General features: G+C 75.0%; 16 protein-coding genes. 5 read left to right on the forward strand and 11 right to left on the reverse strand.

What is annotated here, in order from left to right; translation table 11 throughout:
- Positions 1 to 2: 2 nt before the first annotated feature.
- Entirely contained in the window at positions 3 to 1,268 is a 1,266-nt protein-coding gene (locus tag QSK03_RS08890) for an amidohydrolase family protein (protein ID WP_285650619.1), read from the reverse strand.
- Between the two features lie 222 nt (positions 1,269 to 1,490).
- Between QSK03_RS08890 and QSK03_RS08895 the strand changes: the two genes are divergently transcribed.
- Positions 1,491 to 2,681: a phosphorylase family protein gene (locus QSK03_RS08895; protein ID WP_285650621.1), complete on the forward strand. Its 1,191-nt coding sequence runs from the start codon at positions 1,491 to 1,493 to the stop codon at positions 2,679 to 2,681.
- On the opposite strand, the gene QSK03_RS08900 is transcribed toward QSK03_RS08895, so the two are convergent.
- The 4 genes from QSK03_RS08900 to QSK03_RS08915 are packed head-to-tail and all read right to left on the reverse strand — an operon-like array spanning position 2,678 to position 5,836.
- Positions 2,678 to 3,823, reverse strand: coding sequence for a sulfate/molybdate ABC transporter ATP-binding protein (locus QSK03_RS08900; protein ID WP_502872148.1), 1,146 nt, complete (start codon positions 3,821 to 3,823; stop codon positions 2,678 to 2,680). The two genes, QSK03_RS08895 and QSK03_RS08900, sit on opposite strands and share 4 nt — an antisense overlap.
- Positions 3,820 to 4,593, reverse strand: a complete 774-nt coding sequence (locus QSK03_RS08905) for an ABC transporter permease (RefSeq protein ID WP_285650919.1) — start codon at positions 4,591 to 4,593, stop codon at positions 3,820 to 3,822. The genes QSK03_RS08900 and QSK03_RS08905 overlap by 4 nt, the downstream gene beginning before the upstream one ends.
- A 56-nt stretch (positions 4,594 to 4,649) precedes the next feature.
- Entirely contained in the window at positions 4,650 to 5,435 is a 786-nt protein-coding gene (gene modA / locus QSK03_RS08910; protein WP_285650623.1) for a molybdate ABC transporter substrate-binding protein, read from the reverse strand.
- A complete protein-coding gene (locus QSK03_RS08915; protein WP_285650625.1) occupies positions 5,432 to 5,836 on the reverse strand; it encodes a TOBE domain-containing protein in 405 nt (134 codons plus the stop codon). The genes modA and QSK03_RS08915 overlap by 4 nt, the downstream gene beginning before the upstream one ends.
- 119 nt (positions 5,837 to 5,955) lie before the next feature.
- Between QSK03_RS08915 and QSK03_RS08920 the strand changes: the two genes are divergently transcribed.
- Positions 5,956 to 7,161 carry an acyl-CoA dehydrogenase family protein gene (locus QSK03_RS08920; RefSeq protein WP_285650628.1) on the forward strand — a complete coding sequence of 402 codons (1,206 nt, stop codon included), beginning with the start codon at positions 5,956 to 5,958 and terminating at the stop codon, positions 7,159 to 7,161.
- Positions 7,162 to 7,217: 56 nt separating this feature from the next.
- On the opposite strand, the gene QSK03_RS08925 is transcribed toward QSK03_RS08920, so the two are convergent.
- Positions 7,218 to 7,850, reverse strand: coding sequence for a helix-turn-helix transcriptional regulator (locus QSK03_RS08925; RefSeq protein ID WP_285650632.1), 633 nt, complete (start codon positions 7,848 to 7,850; stop codon positions 7,218 to 7,220).
- 339 nt (positions 7,851 to 8,189) lie between these two features.
- Between QSK03_RS08925 and QSK03_RS08930 the strand changes: the two genes are divergently transcribed.
- Both QSK03_RS08930 and QSK03_RS08935 read left to right on the forward strand, forming a co-directional pair.
- Positions 8,190 to 9,392, forward strand: coding sequence for a DUF8814 domain-containing protein (locus QSK03_RS08930; protein WP_285650638.1), 1,203 nt, complete (start codon positions 8,190 to 8,192; stop codon positions 9,390 to 9,392).
- On the forward strand, positions 9,376 to 10,485 hold the full coding sequence (locus QSK03_RS08935; protein WP_285650640.1) for a hypothetical protein: 1,110 nt from the start codon (positions 9,376 to 9,378) through the stop codon (positions 10,483 to 10,485). Before QSK03_RS08930 ends, QSK03_RS08935 begins: the two co-directional genes overlap by 17 nt.
- 25 nt (positions 10,486 to 10,510) lie before the next feature.
- Here QSK03_RS08935 and QSK03_RS08940 read toward each other — a convergent pair whose 3' ends face one another.
- The 3 genes from QSK03_RS08940 to QSK03_RS08950 all read right to left on the reverse strand — a co-directional run bounded on the left by QSK03_RS08940 (position 10,511) and on the right by QSK03_RS08950 (position 12,859).
- Complete coding sequence (locus tag QSK03_RS08940; RefSeq protein WP_285650642.1) at positions 10,511 to 11,098, reverse strand: hypothetical protein; 588 nt, start codon at positions 11,096 to 11,098, stop codon at positions 10,511 to 10,513.
- The gene (locus tag QSK03_RS08945; protein ID WP_285650644.1) at positions 11,095 to 12,147 is read right to left on the reverse strand and encodes an efflux RND transporter periplasmic adaptor subunit; all 1,053 of its coding nucleotides are present in this window, start codon (positions 12,145 to 12,147) and stop codon (positions 11,095 to 11,097) included. The genes QSK03_RS08940 and QSK03_RS08945 overlap by 4 nt, the downstream gene beginning before the upstream one ends.
- 82 nt (positions 12,148 to 12,229) lie before the next feature.
- Positions 12,230 to 12,859: an NAD(P)-dependent oxidoreductase gene (locus QSK03_RS08950; RefSeq protein WP_285650648.1), complete on the reverse strand. Its 630-nt coding sequence runs from the start codon at positions 12,857 to 12,859 to the stop codon at positions 12,230 to 12,232.
- Positions 12,860 to 12,905: 46 nt separating this feature from the next.
- Between QSK03_RS08950 and QSK03_RS08955 the strand changes: the two genes are divergently transcribed.
- Complete coding sequence (locus tag QSK03_RS08955) at positions 12,906 to 13,520, forward strand: TetR/AcrR family transcriptional regulator (protein ID WP_285650651.1); 615 nt, start codon at positions 12,906 to 12,908, stop codon at positions 13,518 to 13,520.
- On the opposite strand, the gene oxdA is transcribed toward QSK03_RS08955, so the two are convergent.
- Positions 13,513 to 14,562 (reverse strand): aliphatic aldoxime dehydratase, encoded by a 1,050-nt coding sequence (gene oxdA / locus QSK03_RS08960; protein WP_285650653.1) that lies wholly within the window; start codon positions 14,560 to 14,562, stop codon positions 13,513 to 13,515. The genes QSK03_RS08955 and oxdA overlap by 8 nt on opposite strands.
- Before the next feature lie 76 nt (positions 14,563 to 14,638).
- On the reverse strand, positions 14,639 to 15,706 hold the full coding sequence (locus tag QSK03_RS08965; protein ID WP_285650655.1) for an aldehyde dehydrogenase family protein: 1,068 nt from the start codon (positions 15,704 to 15,706) through the stop codon (positions 14,639 to 14,641).
- Positions 15,707 to 15,770: the final 64 nt, after the last annotated feature.

The raw sequence follows: 15,770 nt of genomic DNA on the forward strand, positions 1-15,770 counted from the left end.
GATCACCTGTGTCCGTCGGCCGCGCGGTGCAGCCGTCTCGTGTGCTCGGTGGTCGCGACGATGCGACCCCGCTTGATCACCACGCGGCGGTGCGCGCGGTCGAGCAGGGCGTCGGTGGCGGTCGGGGCGGCGAGCACCACGAGATCGGCGTCGGCGCCGACGTGCAGGCCGTACCGGTCGCCGATGCCGACGATGGCGGCGGCGTCCTCGGTCGCCATCCGCACCAGGTCGGCCAGGTCGTCCGGGCGGCCGAGGTGGGCGGTCTGCGCGAGGAACAGCGCGATGTCGAGGACGTCGGCGTTGCCGAACGGGGTGAAGCCGTTGCGGACGTTGTTGGACGACAGCCCGGTCCGGACGCCGGCGTCGAGCAGGTCGCGGACGGGGGCGATCCCGCGGCGGACGTTCCCGTCGTCCGACCGCCCGCCCAGGTGCATGTCGGTCGCGGGGAGCACGACGACGGCGACGCCCGCGTCGGCGAGGTCGGCGATCGCCCGCTTGCGCGCGTCGGCACCCAGGCTCGCCAGCGACGTCACGTGCCCGACGGTCACCCGGCCGGCCATGCCGTGGGCCCGGGTCCGGTCGGCGATGTGCCCGGCGAGGGCGAAGCGGGGGTCGCTCGTGTCGTCGGCGAGGTCGGCGTGGATGTCGACGGGGACCCCGAAGCGCTCGGCGAGGGCGAAGACCCGGTCGACGTGGGCGCGGCACTCCTCGACCGTCGGCTCCATGTAGCTGCAGCCGCCGACCACGTCGGCGCCGGCCCGGAGCGCCTCGACGAGGAGGTCCTCGGTGCCGGGCCGCTGGAGGATGCCCTCCTGCGGGAACGCGACGACCTGCAGGTCGACGAGGTCGGCGTGGGTCGCCCGCAGCTCGAGCATCACCTCGACGCCCAGGAGCCCGACGATCGTGTCCACGTCGGGCTGGGCCCGGATCACCGTCGTGCCGTGCGTGACGGCCTGCTCCAGGACCTGTCCGGCCCGGCGCCGCACCGACTCGTGGGTGAACCCGCGCTTGAGCTCGCCCGTGACCGCGACGGCCCCGGCGAGTGTGCCGTCCGGATTGGGCTTCTCGGCGTCGAGCAGGGCCTTGTCGAGGTGCAGGTGCGGCTCGATCAGCCCGGGGATCACGGCGTCCCCGGCACAGTCGACGACACGGCGCGCGGCGCCCGGGAAGCGATCGCCGATCCACGTGATCCGGCCGTCGTCCACGGCCACGTCGACCGGCGCGTCCCTGCCCGTGACCTGCGCGGACCGCAGCAGCAGATCGGTCATCCGCCCGCTCCCTGGATCGTCCCCCGTGGTTCGAGTGGCCGATTGGTCGAACCACTCACCGCCCGACGCTAGGCAGGCCGCGACGCGGGGCGGAAGGCGTGCAACGTCGTGTTCACAGGACGGTGACGCGGGCCCGCCGTGGCGGTCGCGTCGCGACACACGCCCGTGACGTGCGGTGGACCGTCGACGTCCTCGCCGCCGTCCGGCTGGGACGATGCGGGCATGTCCGGACCCCAGCCCGTCACCGTCGACGGCGGCGCGCTCTCCGCCGAGGATCGCGAGAAGGCCACCGACCAGCTCGTGGAGACGCTCGCCGACGCCGACGAGGCGGGCTGGTACGGCGAGCTCGTGGTCGAGCGCCCCTGGTCGGCGCACAACCCGCGCCTGTCCGGCGAGTTCGCCCGCGCCGCGGCCATCCGCCGCTACCTGTGCCGGGAGCTGGCGTCGCTGCTCGCCGCGGGCGCGCGGATCACGGCCCGCCCCTCGCGCAGCCAACCCCCGTTCGACGACCCCGCCTTCTTCGCCGCCCTCGACGAGGACCGCGTCGACACCCGGTCGAAGAAGCTGTTCCTGTTCTCCCCCGAGCGGATGGCGCTCTCGCTCGACCGCATCGGCCACTACACCGGCACCCCGGCCGCGGCGTTCCAGCGCCACGTGCTGTTCACGAACTACGCGATGCACGTCGAGGCGTTCCTCGAGCGCTTCCCCGACGCCGACCGGCCCGCGCGCGACGGTGCCCAGATGCCCGCGTACCACCACCGCACCGAGGCCGGCGACGGCGTGAGCCTCGTGAACATCGGCGTCGGGCCGGCCAACGCGAAGACCGCCACCGACCACGTGGCGGTCCTGCGCCCCGACACCATGATCATGATCGGGCACTGCGGCGGCCTGCGGAACCACCAGCAGAAGGGCGACTTCGTGCTGGCCACGGGCTACCAGCGCGCCGACCACGTCCTCGACGAGGCGCTGCCGCTCGACGTGCCCGTGATCCCGCACCACCGGCTCAACACGTTCCTGCTCGACGCGCTCGCCGAGGCCGGGCGGCCCTACCGGATGGGCATCGTGCACACCACCGACAACCGCGACTGGGAGTTCACCCAGCAGGCCACGCTCGCGGCGATGCGGGTGAGCCGCAGCGTCGCGGTCGACATGGAGTCGGCGACGATCGCGGCCAACGGGTTCCGCTACCGGATCCCCAACGCGACCCTGCTGTGCGTCTCGGACAAGCCCCTGCACGGCTCGCCCAAGCTCGCCGCCGGCGCCCAGGAGTTCTACGAGGCCTCCAAGCGCCACCACCTCGACATCGCGCTCTCGGCGCTGGACGAGGTGCGTCGCACCCATCCCGAGGGCCTGCCGAGCCAGGAGATCCGCGCCGTCGACGAGCCGTTGTTCGGGGGCCCGCAGGACCTCTAGCGGCTGCGCGGGTGCACCGAGACCTCGGTGGCCTTCACCGCGAACCACAGGTCGTCGCCCGGTTCGACGCCGAGCTCGGCGACCGCGGCCGGGGTGATGTCGGCGGCGAGGCCGTCGGCCCACGGTGGGCCCTGGGGGACGGCCGCGGCGCGCAGGCGCACCACCTGACCCTGCGGCTCCAGGGCGGCCAGGCGCACGGGCAGGACGTTGCGGGGGCTGCCCTCGGGGTGCTCGCGGTGCACGGCGACCGAGGTCGGCGCGAAGACCGCCACGGCGGGCTCGCCGTCGTCGACGGGTTCGGAGGCGGCGCCGAACACGGTGCCGCCGTCGGGGGTGCGCAGGCCGCCGTCGGCCGCGACGCCGGTGACGAGGTCGAGCCCCGCGATCCGGGCGGCGAACGCGGAGCGGGGGCGCGCGAGCACCTCGGCCGTGGGCCCCTGCTCGACGATCCGGCCCTCGGCGAGCACCACGAGGCGGTCGGCGAGCACGACGGCGTCGACGACGTCGTGGGTCACCAGCAGCGTCGTCTGGCCGGTGTCGCGCACGAGGCGGCGCAGGACCGAGCGCACGGCCGGCGCGGCGTCGATGTCGAGGGCGGCGAAGGGCTCGTCGAGCAGCAGGAGCTCCGGCTCGGTCGCGAGCGCCCGCGCGATCGCCACCCGCTGGGCCTGCCCTCCGGAGAGCTCCGCCGGGCGGCGGTCCTCGAGCTCGCCCACCCCGACGTCGTCGAGGCGGCGGCGCGCACCCGCGGCGGCCTCGCGGCGCGGGCGGCCGGCGCAGCGCGGGCCGAAGGCCACGTTGTCGCGGACGCTGAGGTGCGGGAACAGCAGCGCCTGCTGGCTGAGCATGCCGACCCGCCTGCGGTGGGCGGGGACCGCGGTCCCGTCGGCGCTGTCGAGCAGCACCCGGCCGCCGAGGGTGACGCGCGCGTCCTCGGGCGCGTAGAGCCCGGCGAGGGTCCCGAGCAGCGTCGACTTGCCCGACCCGTTCGGCCCGAGCACGGCGACGACCTCGCCGGGCTCGACCCGCAGGTCGACGTCGAGCGTGAACCCGCCCCGCCGCGTCGTCACCCGGGCGGCCAGGCCCGACCCGTCGGAGGCGGCCTCGGGCGGTCGGCGGAGGTAGGACGACAGCGGCTTCACCGGACCCCCGACACATCCCGGGTCCGGGTCGCGACGATGACGAGCACGGCGACCACGACGAGCACGAGCGACATGGCCACGGCGCCGTCGAGGTCGTTCTGCGACTGGATGTAGATCAGCAGCGGCAGCGTCTGGGTGGTGCCCTGGAGGTTGCCGGCGAACGCGATCGTGGCGCCGAACTCGCCCAGCGCCCGCGCGAAGGCGAGCACCGACCCCGAGATCAGGCCGGGGAGCACGACGGGGATCGTCACCCGGCGCAGCGCGGTCAGCGGCGACGCCCCGAGGGTCGCGGCGACGACCTCGTAGCGCTCGCCGGCGGTGCGCAGCGCGCCCTCGAGGCTGACGACGAGGAACGGCATCGCGACGAAGGTCTGGGCGATGACCACGGCCTCGGTGGAGAACGGGACCGTGATCCCGAACCATGCGTTCAGCAGCTGGCCGAGCGGGCCGGTGCGCCCGAGCAGGAAGAGCAGCGTCAGACCGCCGACGACCGGGGGCAGGACGAGCGGGAGCAGCACGACCGAGCGCAGGAACGGCAGGCCGGGGATGTTCGACCGCGCGAGCACGAGCGCCAGCGGCCCACCGAGGACCAGGCACAGTGCGGTCGACGTGAGCCCGGTCTTCAGCGAGAGCCAGAGCGCGTCGAGTGCGGCATCGGTGGTGACCAGCGCCGCGAAGTTCGGCCAGTCCGTCCGGACGATCAGCCCGGCGACCGGCACCGCGATGAGCCCGAAGGCCACCACCGCGGGGACCCACACGGGCCAGGGCAGCGCGAGGGAGACCGTGCTCCCCCGGCTCCCCCGGCCCGTGCGGGTGACGGCGCGCGTCACTTCAGCTGGAAGCCCGCCTGGGTCAGGGCGGCGTCACCCTGCGGCCCGGTGATGAACTGGATCCACTGCTGGCCGAGGTCGGCGTTCTGGCTGCCCGCGACGACGCCGATCGGGTAGGTCTGCCCGGCGCCCTGCGCGCTGGCCTGCGGGAAGTCGACGCCCTGGACCTGGCCGTTGGTGGCCTTGACGTCGGTGACGTAGACGATGCCCGCGTCGACGTTGCGGGTGGTCACGCGCTGGAGCACGGTCCGGACGTCGGGGTCCTGGCTGACCGGGTCGAGCGTGACGCCGGCGGCCCGCTCGGCGGCCTGGGTGGCCTGGCCGCACGGCACGGTGGGCTGGCAGATCGCCTCGGTGACCTGCGGGCCGACCAGCGACTGCAGGTTCGCGATCTGCTTCGGGTTGCCGGGCGCGACGGCGATCTGCAGCGAGTTCGCCGCGTAGGTCACCGGCTGGCCCTCGATGCGGCCGGCCTGCTGGGCGGTCTGCATCGTCTTCGGGCTCGCGGTGGCGAGCACGTCGGTGGGCACGCCCTGGACGACCTGCTGGGCCAGCGTGTCCGACCCGCCGAAGTTGAAGCGGACCGTGGTGCCGGGGTGGGCCTGCTCGAACTGGGGCTTGAGCTGGTTGTAGACGTCGGTCAGCGAGGCGGCGGCGGAGATCGTCAGCGTGCGGGCCGGGGCCGCCTGCTGCTGCTCGCCACCGCTGCTGCCGCAGGCAGCGACGCCGAGCGTGACGGCGGCGGCCAGCGCCGTGAGGACGAGCCTGCGGGCGCTGATCACGCCATACCTCCGGGGGTCTCGACGATGATGTGTGACGCCTTCACGACCGAGACCGCGAGCGACCCGACCTCGAGCCCGAGCTCCTCGACGGCCTCCGTGCTCATCAGGGACACGACGCGGTGCGGGCCGCACTGCATCTCGACCTGCGACATGACCTTGTCGCTGACGATCTCGGTGACCAGGCCGACGAAGCGGTTGCGGGCGGACCGGCCCACCCCCGACGGGTCGGGGGTGGCGTGGGCCGAGGCGCGGGCGAACGATGCGAGGTCGGCGCCCGCGATCACCTTGCGCCCGCTCGCGTCGGTGGAGACCGGCAGCGAGCCGCTGTCGGTCCAGCGCCGCACCGTGTCGTCGCTGACACCGAGCAGGCGGGCTGCCTCGGCGATCCGGAAGTGCGTCACGAGCGGGCAGTGTAGGACCGTTCGTGCGCCTGTACAGGGTCGAGTGCGCCGCATGTCCGGTGATCGACGTCGGCCGCCGGCGCTCGCGCCCCGAACCGGTGCGGTGGGAAGGTGCGGGCGTGGACTTCGCACCCAGTGCCGCGGCGCAGGACTACACCGACCGCATGCGGGCCTTCCTCGACGAGGCCGTGCTGCCCGCCGAGAAGGTCTACGACGCCTGGCGGGAGGAGCGGCGCGGGACGACCGCCGAGCACGACCTGCCGCCTGTGGTCGACGAGCTCAAGGCCGAGGCCCGCCGGCGTGGTCTGTGGAACCTCTTCCTGCCCGACGTCTCGGGGCTGTCCAACCTCGAGTACGCGCCGGTCGCCGAGGTGTCGGGCTGGTCGCCGGTGATCGCCCCCGAGGCGATCAACTGCCAGGCGCCCGACACCGGCAACATGGAGACCTTGCACCTGTTCGGCACCGTCGAGCAGAAGCAGGCCTGGCTCGAGCCCCTGCTCGCCGGGGAGATCCGCTCGGCGTTCGCGATGACCGAGCCGGCCGTCGCGTCGTCGGACGCCACCAACATCACGACCTCGATCACCCGCGACGGTGACGACTACGTGATCACCGGCAAGAAGTGGTGGATCTCCGGCGCCGCGGACCCGCGCTGCCAGATCTTCATCGTCATGGGCAAGACCGACCCGGACGCCCCGACGCACCGCCAGCAGTCGATGGTGCTCGTCCCCCGCGACGCCCCGGGCCTGACGATCACCCGCCCGCTGCCGGTCTTCGGCTACCAGGACCAGCACGGGCACTGCGAGCTCGAGCTCAATGAGGTCCGCGTTCCGGTGACGAACCTCCTCGGCGAGGAGGGCGGCGGCTTCGCCATCGCCCAGGCGCGGCTGGGCCCCGGCCGCATCCACCACTGCATGCGCCTCATCGGGATGGCCGAGCGCGCCGTCGACGCGATGGTGCGGCGGGCCAACGAGCGCGTCGCCTTCGGCAAGACCCTCGGCGAGCAGGGCGTCGTGCGCGAGCAGATCGCCGAGAGCCGCATCGAGATCGAGCAGGCCCGCCTGCTCGTGCTCAAGACGGCGTGGCTGATCGACAACGTCGGCTCCCGCGGTGCGGCCAGCGAGATCGCGGCCATCAAGGTCATCTGCCCGCGGATGGCATGCGACGTCATCGACCGCGCGATCCAGATCCACGGCGGCGGCGGGGTCTCCGACGACTTCCCGCTCGCCTACGCCTACTCCTGGGCCCGCGCCCTGCGCCTCGCCGACGGCCCCGACGAGGTCCACCTGCGCTCCGTCGCCCGTCAGGAGCTCAAGGCCCACGGCTGACCGGCGTACGTGAGCGAACTTCGGGGCTATAGCCCCGAAGTTCGCTCACGTACGGGTCAGACGCCGGCCTTGCGGGTGGTCGGCGCCGGGACGAAGAGCCCGAGGCGCCAGGCGTGGCTGACCGCCTGGGCGCGGTCGCTCGCGCCGAGCTTGCGGAACAGGTGCCCGGTGTGCGACTTCACCGTGTGGTCGGACAGGTAGAGCCGCTTGCCGATGTCGGCGTTGGTCAGCCCGCGGCTCACCCCGATCAGCACCTGCACCTCGCGCACCGACAGCTCCAGGCGACGCTGGGCCTCGAGGTCGACGACGACGTCGCGCAGGCTGCCGTCGACGGCGATGCTCCCGGCGACCGCGTCGCCGGGCAGGGCCGGGCGCGGCAGCAGGTCCTCGCCGGCGGCCGTCGTCGCGACGCTGCGGACGAGGGTGCGGATCATCGCCCGCGGGGCGTCCCAGCGCAGGAACCCCGCGGCGCCCTCGGCGAGCGCCAGCTGGGCGGGCGCGTGGGCCTCCGCCGAGCCCGCCACGAGCACCGCGGTCCCCGGTGCGTCGGCGAGCACCCGGCGCACGACGGCGAGCCCGGTCGGCTCGCTCTCGGCGAGCCCCAGGACCGCCATCGCGCGCGGGGTCGCCCCGAGCCGGTCGAGCAGGTCGTCGGCGTCCTCGGCCGCGGCCACCCCGTCGGTGCCCACGACCGATCCGACGAGCAGCTGCAGCCGTCGTCGCGCCTGAGGACGTTCGTCGTGGACGACGCACGTCGCGGTGGTTCCCCCGCCGTCGATCACTCGACTAGGCGTACCTCATCAGAGTGAAAGAAGGGGCGGCGACGCACCGGCTCCGGATCAAGAAAATCACAGCGTTGTAAGTCCCCCGGCCGTCTATCACCCACATGCGTCTCCCGGCTTTCACTTGTCGACACAGAGTTCCCGACCTTGCATGGGCGCGGGCGTCCTCGACCCGACGAGGACCGGTGCGTGGGGAGCGTCATGCCGGCAGGCCGGGCAGGGGTCCGGGCGGGGACGGGTTCGCGGGTGGGACGGCGGGGGCTCGGGGTCCTCGTCGCGGCCGCGGGGGCACTCCTGGGGGTGCTGGTGGCCGCGCCCCCGGCGGGCGCCGTGCCGACCAGCGAGACCTGGGCCGCCGAGCTCGCCGTGGACGGCGGTGACGACACCAACGTCGTCGCCGGCGACGGCGCCGTCCGCCTGGCCGACCTCGACCCCCGGCAGACCAGTTCCGGCGAGCAGCCGGCCGAGGGGGAGCTCCTGCTCGCCCCGCGGCGCCCGGCGGCCGTGACCGACCGGGTCGCCGCCGACGTGACCGCCGACGTGCCCGCGGGCGCGCAGGTGATCGTCGCGGCGCGCGGTCTGCGCGACGACGGCACGTGGGGGCAGTGGAGCGAGGCCCGCACCGACGAGCCCGCGCGGCTCTCCGAGCCGACGACCGAGGTCCAGATCCGGGTCACCCTCGTCGCCGCCCCGGACGGCTCGGGGCCCGCCGTGGCGCGGCTGTGGCTGACCGCCGACCGCGGACCGGTCGCCTTCGCCGCCCCGGAGACGACGCCGCTGACCTCGCGGGTCTACGCGACCCGGATCGGCCTGGTCGGCAACCGCACCGCCAACGGCCACCAGGTGGCGCCCGACGACCGGTTCGTCGCCCTGCCCTCGCGGCGCAGCCTCGCCCCCCGCGACGTCGGGGACTACACCGTGCGCGTCTGCGCGAGCGCGACCCGCTGCACCTGGGCGCCGGTCTGGGACGTCGGCCCGTGGAACACCAAGGACGACTACTGGAGCCCGGTCGGCCAGCGCCAGGAGTTCAAGGACCTGCCCCGCGGGCGGGCCGAGGCCGACGCCGCGCACAGCGACGGCTACAACGGCGGGCGCGACGCGTCGGGCCGGCAGGTCACCAACCCGGCCGGCATCGACCTCGCCGACGGCACCTTCCGCCAGGACCTCGGCCTCACCGACAACGCGTGGGTCACCGTCACCTACCTCTGGACCGGCACCGGGCCCTCCGGCGGCGCGCTCGACCGCGACGCCCGGCTCGAGGTCCGGTCGGCCCCCGTGGCGGACGCGCCGGTCGTCGGCGTCGTCGCGCCCCGGGCCCGCATGTCCTTCGAGTGCGCGACGAGCACCCCCGGCGGCCGGACCGGTGTCGGTGCCCGATGGATCCGGGTGGGTCCGTCCCAGTTCGTCCCGGCCGATCTGGTGGAGGCCCGCGATGTCCCGTCCTGCTGACGCCGCCCGTTCGCTGCACCGCGGCGCCCTCGCCCTCGCCGCCGGCACGGTCGGTCTCGCCGCGCTGCTGTCGTTCGTCGCGGTGCCCGCCGTCGCGGCCACCCCCTCGCCGGCCCCCGCCGAGAGCTGGGCCGCCGAGCTCGCCGTCGACGGCGGCGACGACCGCGGCGTCGAGCTCGTCGACGGTGCCGTGCGCCTCGCCGCGGCGGGTGACCGGTCCGGCGAGCTGGTGCTGTCGCCGCGGCGGACCCGGGGTGTGATCGACCGGGTCGCCGGCGACGCGACGGCCGACGTCCCCTCCGGCAGCTCCGTCGTCGTCGAGGCGCGCGGGCTGCGCACCGACGGCTCCTGGGGTCCGTGGATCACCCTCCCCCGCGGCGAGACCGCCACCCTCGGCTCGCCCACGACCGAGCTGTCGGTGCGCGTGCTCCTGCGCCGCGCCGCCGACGGCGCGAGCCCCGTCCTGCGCGGGCTGTGGCTGACCACCTCCGCCGCCCCGCCGTCGAGCACCCCCACGAGCACCCGGACGACGACCACACCGAGGACGACCACACCGACGACGTCAGCGCAGCCGACGACCACGACCACCACGGCGCAGCCGACGACCACGACGTCCTCGGTGGAACCGACCACGACGACCACGTCGGCGCAGCCCACGACGACGACCACCACGGCGCGGCCCACCACCACCACCACCACGACCGCGCAGCCCACCACCACGACCACGTCGGCCCGGCCCACCACGACGACCACGGCCGAGCCGGCCACCACCACGGTCGAGCCGACGACGACCACCGAGCCGACGAGCACGACGACGACCACGACGACGACCACCTCGCGTCCCGCGGACCCGACGTGCACCACGACCCCGGGCCGGCGGACCCCGCCGCACCGCGACCCGACCTGCACCACGACACCGACCTCGGCGCCGACGGCGGCGCCCGGACTCCTCCCCGGCGGCCTGGTCCCCGGGCTGCCGCTGCCCTCGCTCCCGCTGCCGACGGCCCGCGCGGTCCCGGACGCCGCGCAGCCGGCGGCCCCGGACTCGTGGTGGGGCTCGCGACTCGTCGACTGGCTCGGCCACGCCTTCTGACCGGCCGTGATCCGTCGTGCTCCGCTCAGCCGGGGACGCCGACCGTCTGCGCGGTGAGCGTGCCGTCGGCGTCCGGCACGCCGAGGACGCTCACGCGCGTCCCGCGGGGCAGGGTCGACACGAGCCCGGGGCGGGGTGCCTGGTCGACGAGGCGGGTGGCCACGGAGGTGCGCACCGGCACCAGCCGCCCGTCGGGGGTCCGGACCGCCAGCAGACCGTCGGACGAGCTCTCGAGGAAGCCCACGAGGGGCACGCCCTCGCCCGCGGGCGGTGCACACGTCGGGCACCCGACGGCGAGGTAGCGGTCGGCGACCACGCCGCCCGCGACGCCGAGCACGAACACGGTGAGCACGCCGAGCGCCGTCACCCAGCGCCGCGGCCGGGGCCGTGGCGGCGGCACGTACCGCGACGGGCTCCGGGACCCGGTGGCGTACCCCCGCGGACCGGTCTCCCCGTCCCCCGCCCCGGTCTCGTACTCGCGCGGACCGGTCTCGCGATCCCGCGAGCCGGTGTCCCGGTCCTGCGGTCCGGTGTCCCAGTCCCGCGGCCCGGTGTCCCAGTCCCGCGGCCCGGTGTCCCAGTCCCGCGGCTCGTCGTCACGGTGGTCGGTCACGGCAGCACCGACGCCACGGGCCGCGCCACGACGACGCGGTCGCCCGCGCGCAGGCCGTCGCGGACCTCGATCGACACCGCGTCGGCGAGGCCGGTGGTGACGGCGACGACGCGGTCCGGGGCGCGGTCGTCCGGCCCGCGGACGAGCACGGTGCCGCGCCCGGGGCCGGTGACGCGGACGGCCTCGGGCGGCACCACGAGCACGCCGACGGCCCGGGACACCTCGATGCGGACGTCGCCGACCTGCCCGACGCGCATCGCGGGCGGCGGGAAGACCGTCGCGACCGTGACGCCGTAGGCACCGTCCGGGCCCGGGGCCGGCTCGACGCCGACGACCTCGCCCTCGACGGCCGGGCCGGCGCCGTCGACCGTCGCGACCGCGGGCTGCCCGGCCGCGACCCGGGCGACGTCGCGGGGTGGCACGGCGGCACGGACGACGAGGGCGCCCAGGTCCGCGAGGCGCACGAACGGGCGGCGGTCGGCGGCGTCGTCCGGGGTCGGTTCGCCGGCCAGCACGCGGTCGCCGACCTGCCCCGCGACGGCGGTGACGGTGCCGTCGCGCGGGGCGCGCAGGACGGTGCCGTCGAGGACGCGGCTCGCCTCGGTGACGTCGGCGCGGTCGCGGGCGGCGGTCGCCTCCAGCCGCCCGAGCAGCGCGGGGTCGGCGGGCACCCGCGCCCGGGCGGCGGTCACCTCGGCGAGGTCGGCCGCGACGGCGCTCTGGGCGGCCGTCAGGCGCGCCTGCGTCGGGCCGTCGTCGAGGGTGGCGAGCACGTCGCCCTGCCGCACGACCGACCCCGGCGCGACCGGGATGCTCTCCACGGTCCCGCTGACCGCGAACGACACCTCCGCCTCGCCGGCGCTGCGGACGGCGCCCGGGGCGGAGATCGCGGCGACGACGTCACCGCGCACGACGGGCACGACCGACGTCCGGGGACCGAGGAGCTGGGGCTCGCGCAGCAGGACGGCGACCCCCGCCGCACCCACGACGAGCACGATCACGAGCACGGTCGGCAGCAGCCAGCCCCGGCGGCGCCGACCGGTGGACATGGTCATCGACGGTAGTGGCGGCCCGGGCCCGGCCCCGGGAACCGCGGACCCGGCGTGTCACCCGTCCGAGGGAGCGCGACGATCAGTCGGCGACCGCGACCAGGTGCCCCACGGCGCCGTCGACGCCGGCCTCGCGCGCGAGCCGGAGCAGCTCGGCCGCGAGGTCGGCACGGGCCACCCGGTGCCCGCGCGCGACGTGGCGGTCGAGGGCGCGGCGGTAGCGGTCGGTGCGGGGCCCGTCGGTGAGCTGCGGCGGACGCACGATCGTCCAGTCCAGGTCGCTCGCCCGGACGATCTCGTCCATGCGCGTCAGGTCGGCGTAGTGGTGACGCAGGATCCGCTGCAGGACCGGCTTCACCAGCCAGCGCAGGGCCGCGTCGTCACCCTCGCCCGGCAGGCCGGACGCGCTGACCACGAGGAGCCGCCGGACCCCGGTGCGCCGCATCGCGGCGATCGCCGCGCCCACGCCGTCGGTGCACACGCTCGTGGGGCCGCGGCCGCGGGTCCCGAGGGCCGACACGACGGCGTCCGCCCCCGCGACCGCCTCCGCCAGCGTCTCGACGTCGCTGATCTCCGCGCGCACCACGGTCGCTCCCGCGGGGACCTCCGAGCCCGCCCGGGCCACGGCGACCACCTCGTCACCGTCGGCGAGGGCCTGCGTCACGACCTCGCGCCCGGTCCCGCCGGACGCTCCCAGCACCACGAGTCGCATGACTCCTCCTGTTGTTAGTGAGTGCTCACCAACCTAGGATGGGACCGTGCCCTCCCACCGGTCAAGCACGACGCGGGAGCGCATGCTCGACGCCGCCCTCGAGGTCATGCGCTCGCGTGGGGTCGCCCGGGCCACGACCAAGGAGATCGCGCGGGAGGCAGGGTTCTCGGAGGCGGCGCTCTACAAGCACTTCGACGACAAGACGGCGCTCTTCGTGGCGGTGCTCGTCGAGCGCGTGCCCTCGCGGCTGGGCGAGGTGCTCGACCGCCTGCCCGAGCGCGTCGGCACGGCCGCCGTCGAGGACGTCCTCGCCGAGGTGGCCGGGGAGGCGCTGGCGTTCTACCGCGAGACCTTCCCCCTGGGCGCGTCGCTGTTCTCGGAGCCGACGGTGTTCGCGGCCCACCGCGCCGCGCTCGACCGCCTGGGCACCGGCCCGCACGTCGCCGTCGACGCCGTCGCGTCCTACCTGGCTGCGGAGGGCGACGCCGGACGTGTCGACGCCGCCGTCGCGCCCCGCGCGGCCGCGCTGCTCCTGCTCGGCGCGTGCCAGATGACCGCGTTCCTCGAGGCGTTCACCGACGGGCCGCGGCCCTCGCCGGACGACGACGCGGCCACGGCCGCCGATCTGGCGCGGGCCGCCGCGCGCAGCCTCGTCAGATGATCGACTCGGCGTCCCGCAGCATCCCTGTCGCGGGGTGACAGCCGACGTACTCGTAGGACTGGTCGGCCGCCTCGACCACCGAGACCTCGTGGTAGAGCCGCAGCAGGGGCAGCCGCCGGGCGCGGCGGACGTAGGCGACGAACAGGCTCAGGTGGGTGGGGTGGGACTCGGCCCAGCGCTCGAGCCGGTCGAGCGAGCGCCAGTGGCTGATCGCGTAGGTCTGGTCGAGCGGGTGGCCGTCGAGGTCGATGTTGCGCACGTAGCGGTTGCTGTAGCAGCCGACGCGCTCGCCGCGGTCGCGCAGGAAGTCCATCGCCTCCCGCAGTTCGGGCTCGACGTCGTGGAGGTAGAGCTCGCGCTCGCCGGGCTCGGTGCGCGACCAGTCCTGCCCGGAGCGGATCAGGGCGACGTTGTCGTGGCCCCGGACCACCACGCGGTCGGGCCGCGCAGGGTCGGGGAGCGCCGTGAGCGTGCCGTCGGGGGCCATCCGGTCGGTCTGCGAGCGCGGCACCCGGTCGCGCATCGACCCCCAGTAGGCGTGCTCGCTGACCTCGCCGCTGACGCCGTCCATGACCGCGCCGACCCCCGGCAGGTCGTCGGCGAACGGGTAGAGCGTCTCGAAGCGGTCGACGCGGGGGGCGACGACCTCGCGGAAGAACCCGAGCCCGTCGATCCGCTCGTCGGACTCCCAGCGGCCGGCCACCTGCGGGTGGTCGCGCCAGCGCCGGTACGCCGCGGGGTCGCGCCAGTAGCCGACGGCGACGAGGTTGTCGTACCCCGCCGCGTCGCGGTGCTCGGTGGTGTCGTGGTGGCCGGGGCCGTCGTCGAGGGCGAAGTCGTCGACGATGCGGCGCAGCGCCTCCAGCGCCTCCCACCGGTGCTCGCCGTCCCGGTACTGCACCCCGACGTAGGCCATGACGACCTGCGTGACGTCCTCGGACGCCCGCGCGACGACGATCGGGAAGGGCGGCCGGTAGTCGTCGGGCGCCCGGCGCGAGAGCGTGCGCGGGCACTGCAGGTGCCGGTCGATCGCGGATTCCACGGCGTCTCCTCCGGTCCCGGACCACGACGGCACGCGGTGCCGGCCGTCGTGGTCCGGACCCTAGCCGGAGTCCGTCCTAGCCCAGCTTGCTCGCCGGGGCGTAGATCGACTTGTACTCGAGGTAGTTGTTGATGCCCTCGGGGCCGAGCTCGCGCCCGATGCCCGAGTCCTTCATGCCGCCGAACGGCGCCCCGAGGTCGATGTCGTAGCGGTTGACGCCGATCGTGCCGGTGCGGATCCGCCGCGCCACGTCGAGCCCGCGGTCCTCGTCGGCCGAGTAGACCGAGCCGCCGAGGCCGTAGTTCGAGTCGTTGGCGATGCGGACCGCATCGTCGTCCGAGTCGAACGGGATCACCGCGAAGACCGGGCCGAAGACCTCCTCGCGGGCCAGCTGGTCCGAGTTGTCGACGTCGGCGAACACGGTCGGCTCGACGAACCAGCCGCGGTCCTGGTCGCCGCGGCCGCCGCCGGTGACGAGCCGGGCCGAGGAGTTGCGGCCCACGTCGATGTAGCCGAGGACCCGCTCGAGGTGGGTCTGCGACGCCATCGGCCCGACGGTGGTCGCCGGGTCGAGGGGGTTGCCGACGACCTGGTCGCGCGAGAACTGCGCGACGGCGTCCACGACCTCGTCGTAGCGCGAGCGCGGCGCGAGGATGCGCGACGCGGTGGTGCAGGTCTGCGCGTTGTTCATGAACGAGGAGGTCGGCATGGCGCGCAGGAACGTGTCGAGGTCGCCGTCCTCGAGGAAGATCGACGCCGACTTGCCGCCGAGCTCGAGGGTGCAGCGGCGGATCAGGCGGCCGCACTCGGCGCCGATCTCGCGGCCGGCGCGCGTGGAGCCGGTGAAAGCGATCTTGTCGACGCCCGGCGCGGTGACGAGCGACGCCCCGGCCTCGCGCCCGGCGAGGACGATGTTCAGCACGCCCGGCGGGAGCCCGATCTCCTGGGCCACGTCGGCGAAGACGTAGGTGTCGAGCGCGGTCTCGGGCGAGGGCTTGAGCACCATGGTGCAGCCGGCGGCCAGGGCCGGGGGCAGCTTGAACATGGCGAGTGCCTGCTCGGTGCCGCGCGGCTCCACCCACTCGCCGTTGATGAAGAATCGCGTCCGGTCGAGCTCGGTCCGGGCGTCGGCGGTGACGGTCACGGTGGTGACTCCCTGAGGTCGGTGATGACGAGCACCACCACTGTCTCCGCATCTGCTCCATGAA

This window comes from Actinomycetospora sp. NBRC 106375, from assembly GCF_030269665.1.
In the GTDB taxonomy this organism is placed as follows: Bacteria; Actinomycetota; Actinomycetes; order Mycobacteriales; family Pseudonocardiaceae; genus Actinomycetospora.